The sequence below is a fragment of the Nocardioides koreensis genome (assembly GCF_039531775.1).
Taxonomy (GTDB): Bacteria; Actinomycetota; Actinomycetes; order Propionibacteriales; family Nocardioidaceae; genus Nocardioides; species Nocardioides koreensis.
In genome coordinates this window covers 23,691-40,292 of the sequence record NZ_BAAAQR010000013.1, presented here as the reverse complement: position 1 = coordinate 40,292, position 16,602 = coordinate 23,691, and the positions used below count along the sequence as shown (strand labels likewise).

Annotated in this window: 14 protein-coding genes; 4 read left to right on the top strand and 10 right to left on the bottom strand. The window is 71.8% G+C overall.

Going from position 1 to position 16,602, the window contains the following annotated elements; all coding sequences use genetic code 11:
- Window position 1: 1 nt before the first annotated feature.
- From ABD268_RS18400 to ABD268_RS18385, 4 genes are all read right to left on the bottom strand, one after another.
- The gene (locus tag ABD268_RS18400; RefSeq protein WP_344155729.1) at window positions 2-337 is read right to left on the bottom strand and encodes a LapA family protein; all 336 of its coding nucleotides are present in this window, start codon (window positions 335-337) and stop codon (window positions 2-4) included.
- Window positions 338-372: 35 nt separating this feature from the next.
- A complete protein-coding gene (locus ABD268_RS18395; protein WP_344155726.1) occupies window positions 373-1,203 on the bottom strand; it encodes an EamA family transporter in 831 nt (276 codons plus the stop codon).
- A complete protein-coding gene (locus ABD268_RS18390) occupies window positions 1,203-1,679 on the bottom strand; it encodes a DUF456 domain-containing protein (protein WP_344155723.1) in 477 nt (158 codons plus the stop codon). The genes ABD268_RS18395 and ABD268_RS18390 overlap by 1 nt, the downstream gene beginning before the upstream one ends.
- 79 nt (window positions 1,680-1,758) lie before the next feature.
- Window positions 1,759-2,013: a DUF7455 domain-containing protein gene (locus tag ABD268_RS18385; RefSeq protein WP_344155720.1), complete on the bottom strand. Its 255-nt coding sequence runs from the start codon at window positions 2,011-2,013 to the stop codon at window positions 1,759-1,761.
- Between the two features lie 378 nt (window positions 2,014-2,391).
- Here ABD268_RS18385 and ABD268_RS18380 point away from each other — a divergent pair, with 378 nt between their 5' ends.
- On the top strand, window positions 2,392-4,476 hold the full coding sequence (locus ABD268_RS18380) for a DNA gyrase/topoisomerase IV subunit B (protein ID WP_344156034.1): 2,085 nt from the start codon (window positions 2,392-2,394) through the stop codon (window positions 4,474-4,476).
- A gap of 16 nt (window positions 4,477-4,492) precedes the next feature.
- Here the strand turns inward: ABD268_RS18380 and ABD268_RS18375 are convergent, their stop codons facing one another.
- Genes ABD268_RS18375 through ABD268_RS18360 form a run of 4 tightly spaced genes read right to left on the bottom strand, consistent with a single transcriptional unit; the run spans window position 4,493 to window position 9,960 of the window.
- A complete protein-coding gene (locus ABD268_RS18375) occupies window positions 4,493-4,987 on the bottom strand; it encodes a beta-class carbonic anhydrase (RefSeq protein WP_344155717.1) in 495 nt (164 codons plus the stop codon).
- Window positions 4,988-5,008: 21 nt separating this feature from the next.
- Window positions 5,009-6,766: an MFS transporter gene (locus ABD268_RS18370; RefSeq protein WP_344155714.1), complete on the bottom strand. Its 1,758-nt coding sequence runs from the start codon at window positions 6,764-6,766 to the stop codon at window positions 5,009-5,011.
- 7 nt (window positions 6,767-6,773) lie between these two features.
- Complete coding sequence (locus ABD268_RS18365) at window positions 6,774-7,481, bottom strand: LppX_LprAFG lipoprotein (RefSeq protein WP_344155711.1); 708 nt, start codon at window positions 7,479-7,481, stop codon at window positions 6,774-6,776.
- Between the two features lie 4 nt (window positions 7,482-7,485).
- Window positions 7,486-9,960 (bottom strand): DNA gyrase/topoisomerase IV subunit A, encoded by a 2,475-nt coding sequence (locus ABD268_RS18360; RefSeq protein ID WP_344155708.1) that lies wholly within the window; start codon window positions 9,958-9,960, stop codon window positions 7,486-7,488.
- Between the two features lie 78 nt (window positions 9,961-10,038).
- On the opposite strand from ABD268_RS18360, the gene ABD268_RS18355 reads away from it, so the two are divergent.
- Genes ABD268_RS18355 through ABD268_RS18345 form a run of 3 tightly spaced genes read left to right on the top strand, consistent with a single transcriptional unit; the run spans window position 10,039 to window position 14,512 of the window.
- The gene (locus tag ABD268_RS18355; protein ID WP_344155705.1) at window positions 10,039-12,747 is read left to right on the top strand and encodes a bifunctional acetate--CoA ligase family protein/GNAT family N-acetyltransferase; all 2,709 of its coding nucleotides are present in this window, start codon (window positions 10,039-10,041) and stop codon (window positions 12,745-12,747) included.
- 47 nt (window positions 12,748-12,794) lie between these two features.
- Window positions 12,795-13,382 carry a DUF5998 family protein gene (locus ABD268_RS18350; protein WP_344155702.1) on the top strand — a complete coding sequence of 196 codons (588 nt, stop codon included), beginning with the start codon at window positions 12,795-12,797 and terminating at the stop codon, window positions 13,380-13,382.
- Window positions 13,379-14,512 (top strand): alkaline phosphatase family protein, encoded by a 1,134-nt coding sequence (locus ABD268_RS18345; RefSeq protein ID WP_344155699.1) that lies wholly within the window; start codon window positions 13,379-13,381, stop codon window positions 14,510-14,512. Before ABD268_RS18350 ends, ABD268_RS18345 begins: the two co-directional genes overlap by 4 nt.
- A 35-nt stretch (window positions 14,513-14,547) precedes the next feature.
- On the opposite strand, the gene ABD268_RS18340 is transcribed toward ABD268_RS18345, so the two are convergent.
- On the bottom strand, window positions 14,548-15,795 hold the full coding sequence (locus ABD268_RS18340) for an SGNH/GDSL hydrolase family protein (RefSeq protein ID WP_344155697.1): 1,248 nt from the start codon (window positions 15,793-15,795) through the stop codon (window positions 14,548-14,550).
- Between the two features lie 116 nt (window positions 15,796-15,911).
- Window positions 15,912-16,565 (bottom strand): thymidine kinase, encoded by a 654-nt coding sequence (locus tag ABD268_RS18335; RefSeq protein ID WP_344155694.1) that lies wholly within the window; start codon window positions 16,563-16,565, stop codon window positions 15,912-15,914.
- Window positions 16,566-16,602 lie beyond the last annotated feature (37 nt).

The window sequence follows — 16,602 nt, the reverse complement described above, 5'->3', positions numbered from 1 at the left end:
CTCAGTGCCTCTTCTCGCGGCGCACCCGCCGCCGCAGCTGCAGGATCCGCAGGCTGCCGGCCACCGCGGCCAGGAAGAGCCCCGCGGCCGTGGCGATGAGCAGGGTCACCGCGAGCGGCGCCTCGCCGTCCCAGCCGAAGTAGGACACGTTCACGGTCTGGGTGTTCTGGGCGATGAAGATGATCAGGAGCAGCAGGACGACGCCCAGCCCGACCACCGCGACCCAGATGCCGCTGGTCCGGGAGCCGCGCAGCGGATCGCGGCCCGGGACCGGCTCGGGCTTCGTCGTGGGCTCCGTGGCCGGCTCGGTCGGCGGGGTGGCGGACGCGTCACTCATGTCACCTGTGTACCCCGGGCCCTGGAATGCAACCCTCAGCCCGCCGCCACCAGGGACACCGCCACGGCACACAGGCCCAGGCCCAGGGCCTGGGCGCGATGGACGTGCTCGCGCAGGAGCGACGCGGCGAGCATCACGGTCGCGGCGGGGTAGAGGGAGGCGATGACCGCGGTGACCGTCAGGTAGCCGCTGTGGGTCGCCACCAGGAAGGCACCGGTGGCGAGGGCGCCGAGGGCGCCACTGACCACACCGCCCAGGACGCGCGGGTCCCGCGGCAGCCAGGGGGAGCGGAGCAGCACCGCCACCGCGACGATCGTCACGGCCGCGACCACCTGGTTGAGGGCCAGGGGCACCAGCCCGGCGCCCTCGGGGATCTGCGCGAGCGCCGCGAACAGGGAGCCGAACCCCAGGCCGGCCAGGACACCGTCGGTCAGGCCGGCGCCCAGCGGCCCCGGACCGGTGGCGGGTTCGCGGGCGACCAGCCAGATGCCGGGAAGCGCGAGGATGATGCCCGCCCAGACCAGCGCGGCCGGGCGCTCGCCGGTGAGGACGCCGACGGCGACGGGGACCAGGGCCGCGCCCACGCCGGAGATCGGGGCCACGACCCCCATCCGGCCCGCGGCGAGACCGCGGTAGAGGAACGCCGTGCCGAACCCGTTGCCCAGGCCGGCCACGACGCTCCAGGCGACGTCGGAGCGGGTGGGCGACCCCGGCACCCACAGGGTCACCAGGAAGACCAGCGCGGCGCCGCCGAGCTGGGCGACCAGCGCCACCGACCAGGGGCTGACCCGCTTGGAGGTCACCCCGCCGACGAAGTCGGCCAGGCCGTAGGAGAGGGCCGCGAGCAGGGACAGCAGGACGGCCATCAGCTGACGGCCACCCCGACGACCCAGGTCGCGGCGGCCAGCACGGCCGCCGCCAGCTCGATCAGGATGCTGAGGCCGACCGCGTGCAGGGACGCCCGGGTGGACGGCCAGGCGTCGGCGTGCCCGACGCGGCGGCGCTCCGCGGCGTACACCCCGACGACGAAGCCGAGGAACAGGCCCACCACGGGGACCACGAAGAAGCCGACCAGCGCCCCGAGCGCCCCCCACCACTGGGTCGAGGAGGGGATCCCGGCCTGCTGCAGGCGGCGGCCCGGCGCGACGTACTTGACCACCGCGCCCGCGGCGAGGAACGCGGTGGCGACCACCAGGACCGTCCACGCGGTCGCCCCGCCCTGGACGAGCGTCCATACGAGCACGGCGCCGAGGACCAGCACGGAGCCGGGCAGCACCGGCACCACGACGCCGACGATCCCGACCAGGATGAGCAGGGCGACGCAGACCTCCAGCGGACTCACGCCGCACACCCTCGCACACGGGGAAATGCCGACGGCCCCGGACACAGGTCCGGGGCCGTCGAGTCGCTGGGGGTGTCGGTCAGATCTCGCCCTCGGGCGCGATGGCGGGGGTGTTGGAGAGCTTGTGGGTCTCGTCGACGACGTTGGCCGCGATCTCTCGCAGCTTGTCGCCGTGCTCCCGCGCGTGGTGGGCGCAGAAGAGAAGCTCGCCGCCGGTCTGGAGCTCCACACGGAGGTAGGCCTGCGCTCCGCACCGGTCACAGCGGTCCGCGGCGGTCAGCGCGGCGGGGCTGGGGGCAACTGCAGTGGTCACATCGGCCTCATTTCTGATCATCGTGTCTTGCTCAACGTAGTGGCGGGCCCCAAAGATTCCCGTCCCCCCGTGTGACCGGACACGTCATCCAATCATGGTGGGTCTTCCCCGCCCTCCCGGTTCCCACACATCGGGAAGCCAATATTGGGGAGGAAGTTGTCTAGCCCTGTTCAGTTGGCACTGGATCGGCCCTGCGAGTGTGACGCGTGGGTGCTGAGTCGGGTTGCGGAACGCCGAGCCGGAGACCCGATCGTGTCCACATCGTGACGTCACCCACACCGTGGGGCGCTGCTGATGACTGGCGCCCACGCTAGACCCGGCCACCGTCACGCCCCGGCAGGCGAGCCTTCTGCGTCGTCCGGCGTGTCGCGGGTAGATTCGTCCCCGCACGACAACCGGATTTGCGCACGCTGGGAGCCGACGATCGACAACACGTACAACGCCGCACACCTGCTGGTCCTCGAGGGCCTCGAGGCGGTCCGGAAGCGTCCCGGCATGTACATCGGGTCGACCGACACCCGCGGGCTCATGCACTGCCTGTGGGAGATCATCGACAACGGCGTCGACGAGGCGCTGGCCGAGCACGCCCACCGGGTCGAGGTGACCCTGCACCAGGACGGCTCCGTCGAGGTGTACGACGACGGGCGCGGCATCCCCACCGACAAGGAGCCCAAGACCGGGCTGCCCGGTGTCGAGGTGGTCGCGACCAAGCTCCACGCCGGCGGCAAGTTCGGCGGCGGCTCCTACAACGCGACCGGTGGCCTGCACGGTGTCGGGCTCTCCGTGGTCAACGCGCTCTCCTCGCGCATGGACATCGACGTCGACCGCTCGCCCGCGCAGCAGGGCCTCAGCTTCCGCCGCGGTGTCCCGGGCGTGTTCGAGGGTGACGGCCCGACGGCGGAGTTCACCGCGCAGTCCGGTCTGACCCGCAAGGGCGCCCGCGTGGCGAAGGGGAAGTCCGGCACCCGCATCCGGTTCTGGCCGGACCGGCAGATCTTCACCAAGGACGCGACATTCGAGTTCGAGGGCCTGCTCGGGCGGGCCCGGCAGACCTCCTTCATCGTGCCGGGCCTCGAGCTCGTGATCCGCGACCTGCGGGGCGAGACGCCCGTCGAGGAGAAGTTCCGCCACGACGGCGGCATCGCGGAGTTCGCCGAGTACCTCGCCGCCGACGAGCCGGTCACCGGCATCCTGCGGCTGCAGGGCATGGACACCTTCACCGAGACGGTCCCGCTGCTCGACGACCAGGGGCACATGACCCCGCAGGAGGTCGAGCGGGAGCTGCAGGTCGACGTGGCAGCGCGCTGGGGCACCGGCTACGACACCGAGCTGCGCTCGTTCGTGAACGTCATCGCGACCCCCAAGGGCGGCACGCACCTCAGCGGCTTCGAGCAGGCGGTGACCAAGACGTTCAACGACGTCATGCGCACCACCAAGGCGCTCAAGGTCAACGACGCCGACGTCATCAAGGACGACGTGCTGGAGGGCATGACCGCCGTCGTGACGGTGCGGCTGGCCGAGCCCCAGTTCGAGGGCCAGACCAAGGAGATCCTCGGCACCCCGGCGGCCCGCACCGTCGTGCGCAAGGTGGTCTCGGCGGAGCTGAAGAAGTTCCTGACCTCCACCAAGCGGGACGAGAAGGCCCAGGCCAAGCTCGTGATGGAGAAGGTCGTCGGCGCGTCCAAGACGCGGATCGCGGCCCGCCAGCACAAGGAGACCCAGCGCCGCAAGAACGCGCTGGAGTCCTCCGCGCTGCCCTCCAAGCTCGCCGACTGCCGGGCCGCCGACAACGAGCGGACCGAGCTGTTCATCGTCGAGGGTGACTCCGCGCTCGGCACCGCCAAGCTGGCCCGCAACTCGGAGTTCCAGGCGCTGCTGCCGATCCGCGGCAAGATCCTCAACGTCCAGAAGGCCTCGGTCGGCGACATGCTGAAGAACACCGAGTGCGCCTCGATCATCCAGGTCGTCGGCGCCGGGTCCGGCCGGACCTTCGACCTCGAGGCGGCCCGCTACGGGCGGATCATCTTCATGGCCGACGCCGACTCCGACGGCGCCCACATCCGCTGCCTGCTCGCGACGCTGTTCTTCAAGTACATGCCGGACCTGATCCGGGAGGGCCGGGTGTACTCCGCCGTGCCACCGCTGCACCGGATCGAGATCTCCAACCCGAAGAAGGGGATGGACAAGTACGTCTACACCTACTCCGACGACGAGCTGCAGCGAAAGCTCGCGGAGCTGAAGAAGAAGAACGTCCGCTGGAAGGACCCGGTGCAGCGCTACAAGGGTCTCGGTGAGATGGACGCCGACCAGCTCGCGGAGACCACCATGGACCCGCGCCACCGGACGCTGCGCCGGATCACCGTCGACGACGCCGACGACGCCGCGCGGATCTTCGAGCTGCTGATGGGCTCGGAGGTCGCGCCCCGCAAGGAGTTCATCGTGCAGGGTGCCTACGAGGTCGACGTCGAGGCGCTCGATGCCTGAGGTCGGCTGAGGTGGCTCAGAACTTCTGGTCGAGCAGCCCCGAGTCCACGTCGTACACGAAGCCGCCGATCTTGACCGACTCGGGGATCAGCGGGTGCGCGCGCACCCGGTGTATGTCCTCCTCGAGAGCCGTGAGCTGGTCCTCGACCACGTTGAACCGCTGCCAGGAGACGTCCTGGCCGGCGGACTGGCCCACGCGCTCGTGCAGCTCCTGCTCGGTGCTGGACGCCATCGCGCAGCGGGTGTGCGGGACCACCAGGATGCGGTTCACGTTGAGCAGGTGGACGCCGAGCACGAGCGCCTCGAGCGCCGCGTCGGTCACCCGGCCACCGGGGTTGCGGAAGATCTTGGCGTCGCCGGCGCGCAGGCCGAGCATGTTCAGCGGGTCGATGCGCGAGTCCATGCAGGTGACGATCGCCACCCCTGCGTGTGCAATGCCGTCGAAGCCACCGATCTCGAAGGCGTCGGCGTAGGTCCTGTTGGCGGCGAGGAGGTCGTCGAAGTCAGCCACGGGGAGCACGTTAGCCGACCCTCATCCGGCGGTGCGCAGCATCTCACCCGGGTCCAGCGCCCGGGTGGGGGCGCCGCGGAACAGCAGCAGCGCGAGTCCCGCGGCCACGAGGGCGCAGATCGCGGCGCCGGCGAAGACCGTGTGCTCCTGGGCGATGCCGGCCACCTTGAGCAGGTGCGTGAACTCGTCGCACCGGGTGCTGTCGCCGCAGACCTGGCGGGCGGAGGGCAGGTCGGCCTGCTCGGCGTAGTAGCGACGCAGCCCGATCGTCGTCAGCGCGGAGATGCCGACCAGCATCCCCACCATGCGGGCGACGACCACCAGCGCACTGGCCAGGCCGTGGACCAGGTCGTCGGTGCTGGCGAGCACGGCCGCGTTCACGGGCGCGAGCGCGAGGCCGAAGCCCAGGCCGCCGAGCAGCAGCGGCAGGTTCGACGAGAGGTGGTCGAGGCTGTCCAGCCCCCAGCGGCTCATCAGCCCGAAGCCGAGCGCGGCGAGCAGCATCCCGCCGGCGGTGACCAGGCCGGCGTTCAGCGTGCGCGTCAGGTAGCCGCCGACCACCGCGCCGACCGGCAGCGCGACCAGGAAGCGCACCAGCACCAGGGCGGCCATCAGCTGCGAGTCGGCGTGCACGGTGGTCCGGGCGAAGATCGGGATGTCGATGAGGGCCGCGATCAGCGCGGCGCCGACGAAGAAGGACACCAGCATCGCGCCCCAGGCGGGGGTACGCCGCAGCGCGCCGCGCGGCACCAGCGGCGCCTCGGCGCGCCGGAGGTGCAGGACGAAGGCCACCGTCGCGAGGGCGGAGCCGAGGAGGTACCACGCCCCCTGGTCGGAGAAGACCTGGACCTTCGGGTCGGCCGTCGCGAAGGCCAGGATCACGCCGGCCAGCGCGACCGCCAGGAACAGCGCCCCCACCAGGTCGGCCTCGCGCATGGTCCGGACCCAGGCGGGCAGGTCCACGAGCGGCCGTGCCGCGGTCGCGCAGCGCACCACGAGCAGCAGGGCGGCCGCGATGGCCACCACGCCGACCGGCGTGAGCCAGCGGCCGTCGGCGACGAACGGGATGAAGATCTGTCCCCAGGTCAGGTCGCGCAGCACCGGCGTCGGCCGGACGAAGACCAGCGCCCCGGACGCGAGGGTGACCAGGAGCAGCAGCAGGCCGACGTAGTCGAAGCGGGGTCGGGGGACTCGCTGCGCGCTCGCCTCGACCGCGGGTGTGCGCGCGGCGGTCCGGATGGCGGCCGCGAGGAGGAGCCCCACGACCAGGTTGACCAGGAAGATCGCCCGCCAGTCGGCGACGGCGAGCACCAGCGCACCGAACAGCGGCCCGAGGACGCTGCCGAGCTCCTGCACGGCCGAGACGACACCGAGCGGGACGCCCCGGCGGTCGGCGGGGTACAGGTCGGCGACCAGGGCGAGCGTCGCCGGCACCAGGCCGCCGCCCCCCACGCCCTGCAGGAACCGGCCGCCGACGAGGGTCGGCATGTCGTAGGCCAGCGTCGTCACCAGGGAGCCGAGCGCGAACAGCACCAGCGCGGCCACCAGCACCGGGACCCGGCCGCGGAGGTCGGCGATCCTGCCGATCAGCGGCAGCATCGCGACGTACCCGAGCAGGAAGCCGGAGACGATCGGCGCGGCACGCTGGAGCTGGTCGATCGGAATGCCGACGCTGTCCATCATGTCGGGCAGCGCGAGCACCACGACGTAGGTGTCGGCGGCGGCGAAGGCGACGGCGATCGCCGCCAGTCCGAGCAGCAGCCGGGGCCGGCCGGTCATCGGCGCCTCACGGCGCGGTGATGGTTTTCTCGGTGCCGTAGTCGTCGAAGGTGACGGTGTAGGTCATCGAGTCGGAGTCCTTGTAGAAGACCCCGGTCAGGTCGGCCTCGCGGAGCTCGCCGTCGTCGCTGACGGTGTACGTCGCGTCGAAGTCGCCGGAGGCGGTCGGGATGATGTTCTTCACCACGTCGCCGGAGACCGTGCCGGTGTACTCGGTCAGCACCTCGCTGTTGTCTGAGCCGCCCCGCACGCTGTCGCCCTTCTGGACGTCCGTCGTGGCCGGCAGCAGCGAGGAGAAGCCCTCGTCGTCGCTCATCAGCCGGGCCGGGTCGGGTGCGCCGTAGTCGCCCGGGTCGATGTCCTGCCAGCCCGGCGTCAGCGGGAGCTGCACCCAGACCTTCTGGTCGACCGACACGACGGGCACCTCGAACGCCTGCCCGGACAGCACCACGGTGATCGAGCCGTCGAAGGCCGGGTCGTGGGTGCCGACGCCCGACGCCTTCTCGACGCCGGTCACGTCGGAGGGGAGGTCGTCGGTGGTCAGGCTGAGGTTGACCCCGCTGGTCTCGTCGAGCTTCGCCTTGGCGGCGGCCAGGACGTCCTCGGGAGACTTCCCGTCACCCGCCGAGGAGCTCGCGTCGGTGCACGACGTCAGCGCCAGGGCGATCAGCACGGCGGCCGCCAGTGCGGCGGTACGTCGGGGACGCGTCAGCATGCGATCAGCCTTCCACACGGGCGGTGGCGAGCCTGACCGCGACCGGTCCGGCGCAGGCCGCGATCGGCTGGCTGCCGGGCACGCCCGAACCATCCCGCCTGCCGTTGGCCTCCGGGAGGTCCACCGGCGCGCCGCTCGAGGCGGCTGCGCGGGCGGGCCCGGTGCCGGCCCAGGCGAGGACCAGCGCGTCCTCGCCCTTGAGGAAGCGGTGGCAACGGACGCCGCCCGTCGCGCGGCCCTTGGGCGGGTACTCCGAGAACGGGGTGACCTTGACCGAGCCGGGCTCGGTGCCGGGCAGCGCGGTCGAGGAGCCCGAGGCCGTGACCACGACCGCGTCGGTGGGATCGACCGCCCCGAACCACGCGACGTGCTGGCCCGCGGTCAGGCGGACCCCGGCGATGCCGCCACCGGAGCGCCCCTGGGGTCGCACGCCGTCGGCGCCGAAGTGGAGCAGCTGGGCGTCGGAGGTGATGAAGCAGAGCGTCTCGTCACCTGTGGCCAGGTCGAGGGCGCCGACGACCTCGTCGCCGTCCTTGAGCGAGATGACCTCCCACTCGTCGCGGCCCAGGACCTCCGGGTTCACCCGCTTGACCACACCCTGGCGGGTGCCGAGCGCGAGGCCCGGTCCGTCCCCGGCCAGCGCGGACAGCGCGAGGGCACGCTCGCCGGCCTCCAGCGAGAGCACCTCGCTCAGCGGCACGCCGCCCTGCAGGTTGGGGTCGTTGGCCGAGGCGGGGATCGCGGGCAGGTCGAGGACGCTGAGCTTGACCAGCCGGCCCCGCGAGGTGAGCAGCCCGATCTCGCCGCGTGCGCTCGTGCGGACCGCGGAGACCACGACGTCGTGGTTGGCACGGCCGCCGCCGCTGCCGAGGGCCTCGTCGGTCGTGGAGCGCGCCAGCAGGCCGCTGGAGGACAGGAACGCGAAGCAGGGGTCGTCGGCGACCTCGAGCGGCACTGCCGCCGAGGTGACGGTGGTGCCGGCAGACTCCAGCAGCACGGTACGACGCGGGGTGCCGTAGGTCTTGGCGACCTCGGCGAGCTCGTCGGAGACGACCTTCCAGCGCAGCTTGTCGTCGCTGAGGATCGCGTCGAGCTCCTCGATCTCCCGGCGCAGGATCTCCTGCTCCTTCTCCAGCTCGATCCGGCTGAAGCGGGTCAGCCGGCGCAGCTGCATCTCGAGGATGTACTCCGCCTGGGCCGTCGAGAGGTCGAAGACCGACATCAGGCGTTCCTTGGCGGCTCCGGAGTCGTCGCTGGTGCGGATGACCTGGATGACCTCGTCGATGTCGAGCAGCGCGATCAGCAGGCCGTCGACCAGGTGCAGCCGCTCGGCCTTCTTGTTCCGCCGGAACTGCGAGCGACGGCGTACGACCTCGAAGCGGTGGTCGAGGAAGACCTGCAGCATCTCCTTGAGGCCCAGCGTGCGCGGCTGGCCGTCGACGAGGGCGACGTTGTTGATGCCGAAGGTGTCCTCCATCGGCGTCTGCTTGTAGAGCTGCTCGAGCAGGGCCTCGGGGTGGAAGCCGTTCTTGACCTCGATCACGAGCCGGAGGCCCTTCTCGCGGTCGGTGAGGTCCTTGATGTCGGAGATGCCCTGCAGCTTCTTGCCCTGGACCAGGACCTTGATCCGCTCGATGACCTTCTCGGTGCCGACGCCGTAGGGCAGCTCGGTCACGACGATGCCCTTGCGGCGCGGGGTGACCGACTCGACGCGGGCGGTGGCGCGCATCCGGAACGTGCCGCGCCCGGCCTCGTAGGCGTCGCGGATCCCCTCGAGGCCGACGATCTTGCCTCCGGTCGGCAGGTCGGGGCCGGGGATGAAGCGCATCAGCCCGTCGACGTCGGTGTTCGGGTGGTTGATCAGGTGCCGCAGCGCCTGGACCACCTCGACCAGGTTGTGCGGGGCCATGTTGGTGGCCATGCCGACCGCGATGCCGGTGGTGCCGTTGACGATCAGGTTCGGGATGGCGGCCGGCAGCACCGACGGCTCGAACTCACGGCTGTCGTAGTTGGGCTTGAAGTCGACGGTGTCCTCGTCGATGGAGGCGGTCATCGCGACGGCCGCGGGCGCCATCCGGGCCTCGGTGTAGCGCATGGCGGCGGGGGAGTCGTCCGGCGAGCCGAAGTTGCCGTGGCCGTCGATGAACGGCACCCGCATCGACCAGGGCTGGGCCATCCGCACCATCGCGTCGTAGATCGCGCTGTCGCCGTGGGGGTGCAGCCGACCCATCACCTCACCGACGACGCGGGCGCTCTTGACGTGACCGCGGTCGGGGAGCAGCCGCATGTCGTTCATCGTGTAGAGGATGCGGCGCTGGACCGGCTTGAGGCCGTCCCGGGCGTCGGGCAGCGCCCGGGAGTAGATGACGGAGTAGGCGTACTCGAGGAACGAGGACTCCATCTCCTGCTTGATGTCGGTGTCGAGGATGTGCTCCTCGAAGTCGTCGGGGAGATCCTTCGTCGTCTTGCGCCCAGCCATGGGGGCATTCTCCCCGGTGGGTCCCACGGATCCGCCGGGGGCACGCCGATTGGGCCGCGCACGCTAGATTTGCGCCTCGTGACCGGCACCGAGGACACCGAGCAGGGCCCGCCCGCTCCCCGACACTGGGAGGCCGACGTCCTGCTGCGCGACGGCCGGACCGCCCACATCCGGCCGATCGGTCCCCAGGACGCCGCCCTGCTGGTGGACTTCTACGCGCGGGTCTCGGACCAGTCGAAGTACTACCGGTTCTTCTCACCTATGCCCAAGCTGTCCGAGCGCGACGTCGCGCGCTTCACCCAGGTCGACCACGTGAACCGGGTGGCCTTCGTGCTGACCCTGTCCGGCCAGATGATCGCCGTCGGGCGGTACGACGTGGTCCGCCCGGGGGAGGCCGAGGTGGCGTTCCTCGTCGAGGACCAGCACCAGGGCCGGGGGATCGCGCAGCTGCTGCTCGAGCACCTCGCCCAGGCCGGCCGGGAGCGCGGCGTCGAGAAGTTCGTCGCCGAGGTGCTGCCCGACAACAGCCGGATGATCCAGACCTTCCGCGACGCGGGCTACCGGGTCGCCAGCGAGTACGAGGACGGCGTGCTCGCGCTGGAGTTCCCCATCGAGCCGACCGACACCGCCATCGGCCTGATGGTCAATCGCGAGCACCGCGCCGAGTCCGCCTCGATCGAACGGTTCTTCAACCCGCGCTCGGTCGCGGTCATCGGCGCCAGCCGGCGGCAGGACACCATCGGGCAGGCGCTGGTGCGCAACCTGGTGATGGGCGACTTCACCGGCCGGGTCTACGTGGTCAACCCGAGCTCGGCGGCCGTCTCCGGGATGCCGGCGTTCGCCACCGTGGGCGACATCCCCGACGAGGTGGACGTGGCGATCGTGGCGGTGCCCGCCGAGGCGGTCCAGGACGTGGTGCTCGACTGTGCCGCCAAGGGGGTGCACGGCCTGGTCGTGATCTCCTCCGGCTTCGCGGAGACCGGCGAGGAGGGCCGGCAGCGGCAGCGGCGGCTGGTCGGGCTCTCCCGGTCCTACGGCCTGCGCCTCATCGGCCCCAACTGCCTCGGCATCATCAACACCGACCCGGGTGTCTCGCTGAACGCCTCGCTGTCGGGCGTGATGCCGCCCCGCGGTCGCGCCGGGTTCTTCTGCCAGTCCGGCGCGCTCGGCTCGGCCATCCTGGAGAAGGTCAACAACCGGGGCCTGGGCCTCTCCACGTTCGTCAGCGCCGGCAACCGTGCCGACGTGTCCGGCAACGACCTGCTGCAGTACTGGGAGGAGGACGACTCCACCGAGGTCGTCCTGCTCTACCTCGAGTCCATCGGCAACCCCCGGAAGTTCTCCCGGATCGCCCGACGGGTCTCGCTGCGCAAGCCGATCATCGCCGTCCGCTCGGGCCGCACCACCCAGGGCGTGCCGATGGGCCACGCGGTGCGGAAGATCGCCGCGCCGCCGCAGGCCGTCGACGCGATGTTCCGGCAGGCCGGGGTGATCCAGGTGGACACCCTGGAGGAGATGTTCGACGTCGCCCAGCTGCTGGCCCACCAGCCGCTGCCGCGCGGCCGCCGGGTCGCGATCGTCGGGAACTCCGACGCGCTCGGGCTGCTGGCCGCCGACGCGGCGGCCGCGGTCGGGCTGGTGGTCAACAAGTCGGTCGCGCTGGGGGCCGACGCGACCGCCGAGGACTTCGAGGACGCCCTCGACGCGGCCATCGACGACCCCGAGGTCGACTCGGTGGTCGCGGTCTACATCCCGCCGCTCAACGTCTCCGGCGAGGACGTCGCCAACGTGCTGGCCGCGGTCGGCGAGCAGTCCGACAAGCCGCTGGTCTCCTCCTTCCTCGGCGCCGAGGGCGTGCCCGAGCTGCTCCGCGTCCCCGATGTGGCCGGCTCGACGGCCGGCCGCGGCTCGGTCCCGTCGTACCCCGCCGTCGAGGCCGCGGTCCGGGCGCTCGCGCGTGTCGTGGAGTACGCCGTGTGGCTGCGCACCCCGGACGGCCCGCCGGTGGGCCCCGACGAGGTCGACCAGCAGGCCGCCAAGCGGCTCGTCAACGACCTGCTGCGGCGCAACCCCGAGGGCACCCACCTCGACCAGGACGAGCTGACGTCCCTGCTGGGGGCGTACGGCATCGAGCTGTGGGAGAACCGCCGGGTCACCACGCTCGAGGAGGCCGAGAAGGCAGGGGAGGACCTCGGCTGGGACGTGGTGCTCAAGGCGACCGCCGACCACCTGCGCGAGCGCCCGGACCAGGCGCACGTGTGGCGCAACATCGACACCCCCGAGGAGATGCGGGACGCCTGGGAGTCGCTGGCGCTGCGGATCACCGAGCCCGAGAAGGCCGGTTTCGTGGTGCAGAAGAACTCCACGCCCGGGGTGCCGATCGCGATCCGCAGCATCGAGGACCCGCTGTTCGGCCCGGTGGTGTCGTTCGGGATCTCGGGGCCGCTGATCGAGCTGCTGGCCGACAAGTCCTACCGGATCCCGCCGCTGGGGGAGCGGGACGCCGCCGCGATGGTCCGGGAGATCAAGTCCTCGCCGATGCTGTTCGGCTACCGCGGCAGCGAGGTGGTCGACGTCGCCGAGGTCGAGCGGCTGATCCGCCGGGTCGCGCAGCTGCAGAACGACCTGCCGCAGGTGAGCTCGCTGGACCTGTCCCTGGTCCTGGCCGGCGCCGAGGGCGCCACGGTGCTGACCGCCGCTGCCCGCGTCGACGCGGTCGCGGACTCGCGCTCGGACTGGTTCGTGCGCCGGATGCCGGAGCACCCCGGCGACACCATCCCGGGCTGAGGGAGTCCGAGCCGGTCGTCGTCGGCGCCGCGTGACAGACTGCACGCATGCGCAGCAGGACCACCGACGACCGGGACCGGACCCTCGAGCTGAGGGACGCCATCGACCGCACCGGCTACTACCCCGAGGTGGTGGCCGACGGCGTGGAGGCGGCGGTCGCGGGGGAGCAGGTGGTCTCCTTCTTCGTCCACCACGAGCCGACCTTCGAGCGGGACGAGGTGCGCCGCCACCTCAGCGTCGTCGTGCTCACGCCGACCCGGCTGGTCCTGGCGCACACCGACGAGCACACCGGTGACGACCTGCTGCCCGAGCCCTACACCTCCACCTCGACCGAGGCGGTGCGGCTCACGGCGGTGAAGTCCGTCGTCGTGACCCGGATGATCGCCAACCCGACCTCCGGGCCGACCCCGCCGGCCGAGGCGGTCATGACCATCGGCTGGGGCGGTGTGAGCCGGGTCGACCTCGAGCCGGCCGGGTGCAGCGACCCCCAGTGCGACGCCGACCACGGCTACACCGGTGTCCTCGCCTCCGACGACTTCTCGTTGCGCGTCTCCGCCGCCGCCGACGGCACCGACGCGGTGGCCGGGCTGCTGTCCTTCGCGGAGTCGCTCTCCGCGCGGACCCACGGGGCGTGAACCACGCTCCCGGGGCCGGCTTCGTCGAGCCGGCCTACCACCAGCGCTCGCTCGGCGACGTGGTGCCCGCGGTGGCGGCGGCGCTCGGCGTGTCGGTGGGGGACGAGCCGTCCGACCTGCTGCTGCCCGAGGCCGCGGCGTACGTCGTGTTCCTCGTCGACGGGCTCGGGGCCCGGCTGCTGGAGCGCTACGCCCACGCCGCGCCGTACCTCTCGAGCCTGCTGGCCGAGCAGCGGACCGCCACCGCCGGCGTGCCGTCGACGACCGCCACCAGCCTGACCTCGCTGGGCACCGGCCTCACGCCGGGCGCCCACGGACTGGTGGGCTTCACCTCGCGGGTGCCCGGCACCGAGCGGCTGCTCAACGCGCTGCTGTGGGACAAGGACGTCGACCCGCTGGAGTGGCAGCCGCACCCCACGGCGTTCTCGCGGCTGCGCGCCCGCGGCGCGTCGGTCACCGTGGTCAACAAGCGCGAGTTCGTGGGCAGCGGGCTCACCGTCGCCGCGCACCGGGGCGCCGACTACGTCGGCGCCGACAAGGTGGGTGAGCGGATCGCCGCGGCCGTCGCGTCCTCGCGGGACGACCCGTCGCTGACCTACCTCTACGACGGCGACCTCGACTGGACCGGGCACCGCTACGGCGTCGCCTCGAGCCCGTGGCTGCAGCAGCTCTCGATCATCGACTCCGAGGCCGAGCAGCTGCGCGACTCGCTGCCGCGCTCCACCCGGCTGCTGGTGGTGGCCGACCACGGGATGGTCGACTCCCCGCTGGAGAGCCGGGTCGACGTCGACGAGCTGCACGAGCTGCGGGACGGGGTCGCGCTGCTCGGCGGCGAGGCGCGCTTCCGCCACCTCTACTGCCACCGTGGCGCCGTCACCGACGTGGCGGCGACCTGGGCGGGGCTGCTGGGCGACCGGGCCGAGGTGATGACCCGCGACGCCGCGGTCGCCCGCGGCTGGTTCGGCCCGGTCCAGCCCTCCGTGCTCCCGCGGCTGGGCGACGTCGTCGTGGCCTGCCACGGCGACACCGCGATCCTCTCGACGACCGACTTCCCCTACGAGGCGACGCTGGTCGGCCTGCACGGGTCGCTGACCCCTGAGGAGATGCTCATCCCCATGCTGGTCTGCTGAGCCTGGATTCTGAGGCCGGCGACCCGCGCGCGACCTCAGCCGAGCGACATCCGCGGCTCGCCGTTCAGCAGCCCGGTCCCGGCGATCGAGCAGCTCCCGCCGCGCGGCGCCCCGCCGTTCCAGGCCTGGCGCACGCACGAACGGGTGGCCAGCTGGGCCCAGTAGTTCGGGTGCAGCGACTCCTGGACGTAGTAGGGGCTGCCCGAGCAGCAGGTCGTGACGGTGCGGATCTGGTTGACCCACTCCGTCTGGTCGACCGCGCCGGCCTGGGTCCAGCTGGACAGGCCCTTCTCCTCGTAGAGGCCGACGGTGCTCTCGCAGAGCCGCCGGCCGTTGAACGCCGAGGCCAGGTCCAGGGTCTGCACGTTGGTGAGCCCGGCGTCGGCAGCGGCCCCGGTGACCGCCGTGTTGATCGTGGGGAGGGCGCTGTCGTTGGCCCAGTCGGCGTCGGCGTTCCAGAAGCCGCAGCCGCCGGTGTCCTGGCGCGAGTAGCCGGACTCGGAGTACCGGAACCCGCTGCCGCGGGGCAGCGGGGACGGGTAGTTCTGCACCAGCAGCGTCCAGGCGTCGTCCGCGTAGCCGGCGTTGCGCATCGCCGTGCGGAGGTTCGTGTACGCCGCGGCGATCCGCGCGCGGACCGCGGCGATGTTGCCGGCGGTGAAGTTCGACGTGACCGAGCTGTCGTCCTTGCAGTAGTCCTTGGCCCAGGAGAAGGAGCTGAGGAAGTCGGTGACGCAGGTCTGCACGACGTCGCCGAAGTGGAAGTCGTTGCCGCCGATCGAGACGACCACCATGCCGACGTTGTGGCCCGCGGCGAACTGCTGCAGCGACTTCGCCTGGCCGAGGTGACCGGCGCCGTCGTCGTAGAAGTCGAGGCCGGGCTTGAAGTAGGTACCGGTGGTGGTCGCCGTCGTGGCGCCCGAGCAGGCCAGGTTGTAGCCGTTGACCCCGCCGCCGACGTAGGCCTCGGCGGACTTGCTGCGGTGGCAGCGCGGGATGCTCTCGCTGTTGCCGTTGTCGTAGTACGCCGTGGACCCGAGCGCGTCGGCGGTGGTCGTGGAGCTGTTGGAGCTGCCCGCCCAGCGGCCGGCCTCCCCGCTGATGTAGGAGTCGCCGACGGTCACCACCCAGGGGATGCCGACTCCGGGGCCGTCGGCCCGGGCGGGTGCGGCCGGGGTGACGGCGACGAGCAGCCCGCCGAGCAGGGTGAGGAGCAGGCCGGCCAGCGTGGCCGGGACGGTCCGACGAGGTCGTGCGGGCAGGGGACGGGGTGAGGACGACACGTGATCTCCCGAGATTGAGGCGTGGCGATGCTGACGCCTGGGTCGGCGCCGTCCAGCAACCTAGGGGGAGATCCGGTCCCGGGGGAAGAACCTGTTCCAGAAATCCTGGGCGAACCTCAGCCGAACGGCAACGGCTCGGGGGCGAGGCTGACCGCCTTGGCGCGGGCGGCGGTGAGCCGGCGCCGGTGGTGCTGGCGGCAGAGCACCTCGTAGGCGACCTCGGCGGGGTTCTCGTCGGGCTGCTCGACGTCGCCCACCACGATCTGGTCGCCCTCGACGACCATCACGCCGTTCTCGGTGCGGGCGTTGTGGGTCGCCCGCTTGCCGCACCAGCACAACGCCTCCACCTGGAGCACGTTCATCCGGTCGGCCAGCTCGACCAGGCGCGCGCTGCCCTCGAACAGGGCGGTGCGGAAGTCGGTGAGGATGCCGAACGCGAACACGTCGATCTGCAGCTCGTCGACGAGCTTGGCGAGCTGGTCGATCTGGTCGCGGGTGTAGAACTGGGCCTCGTCGCAGATCAGGTAGTCGATCCGGGCGCCCTGGGTGAGGGTGCGCACCACGTAGGTCCAGAAGTCGAAGGTGTCGTCGACCTCGAGGGCCTCGTGGGTGAGGCCGAGGCGGCTGGAGAGCATGGCCGCGCCGGCCCGGTCCCGGGTGGTGAAGATCCGGCCGACCCGCCCGCGCGCCGCGTGGTTGTGATTCGTCTGGAGCGCGAGGGTGCTCTTGCCCGAGTCCATGGTCCCGGTGAAGAAATGCAGTTCAGCCACGGGTCGCGATCCTTTCACAGCCCCGGTCCTGCAGGAT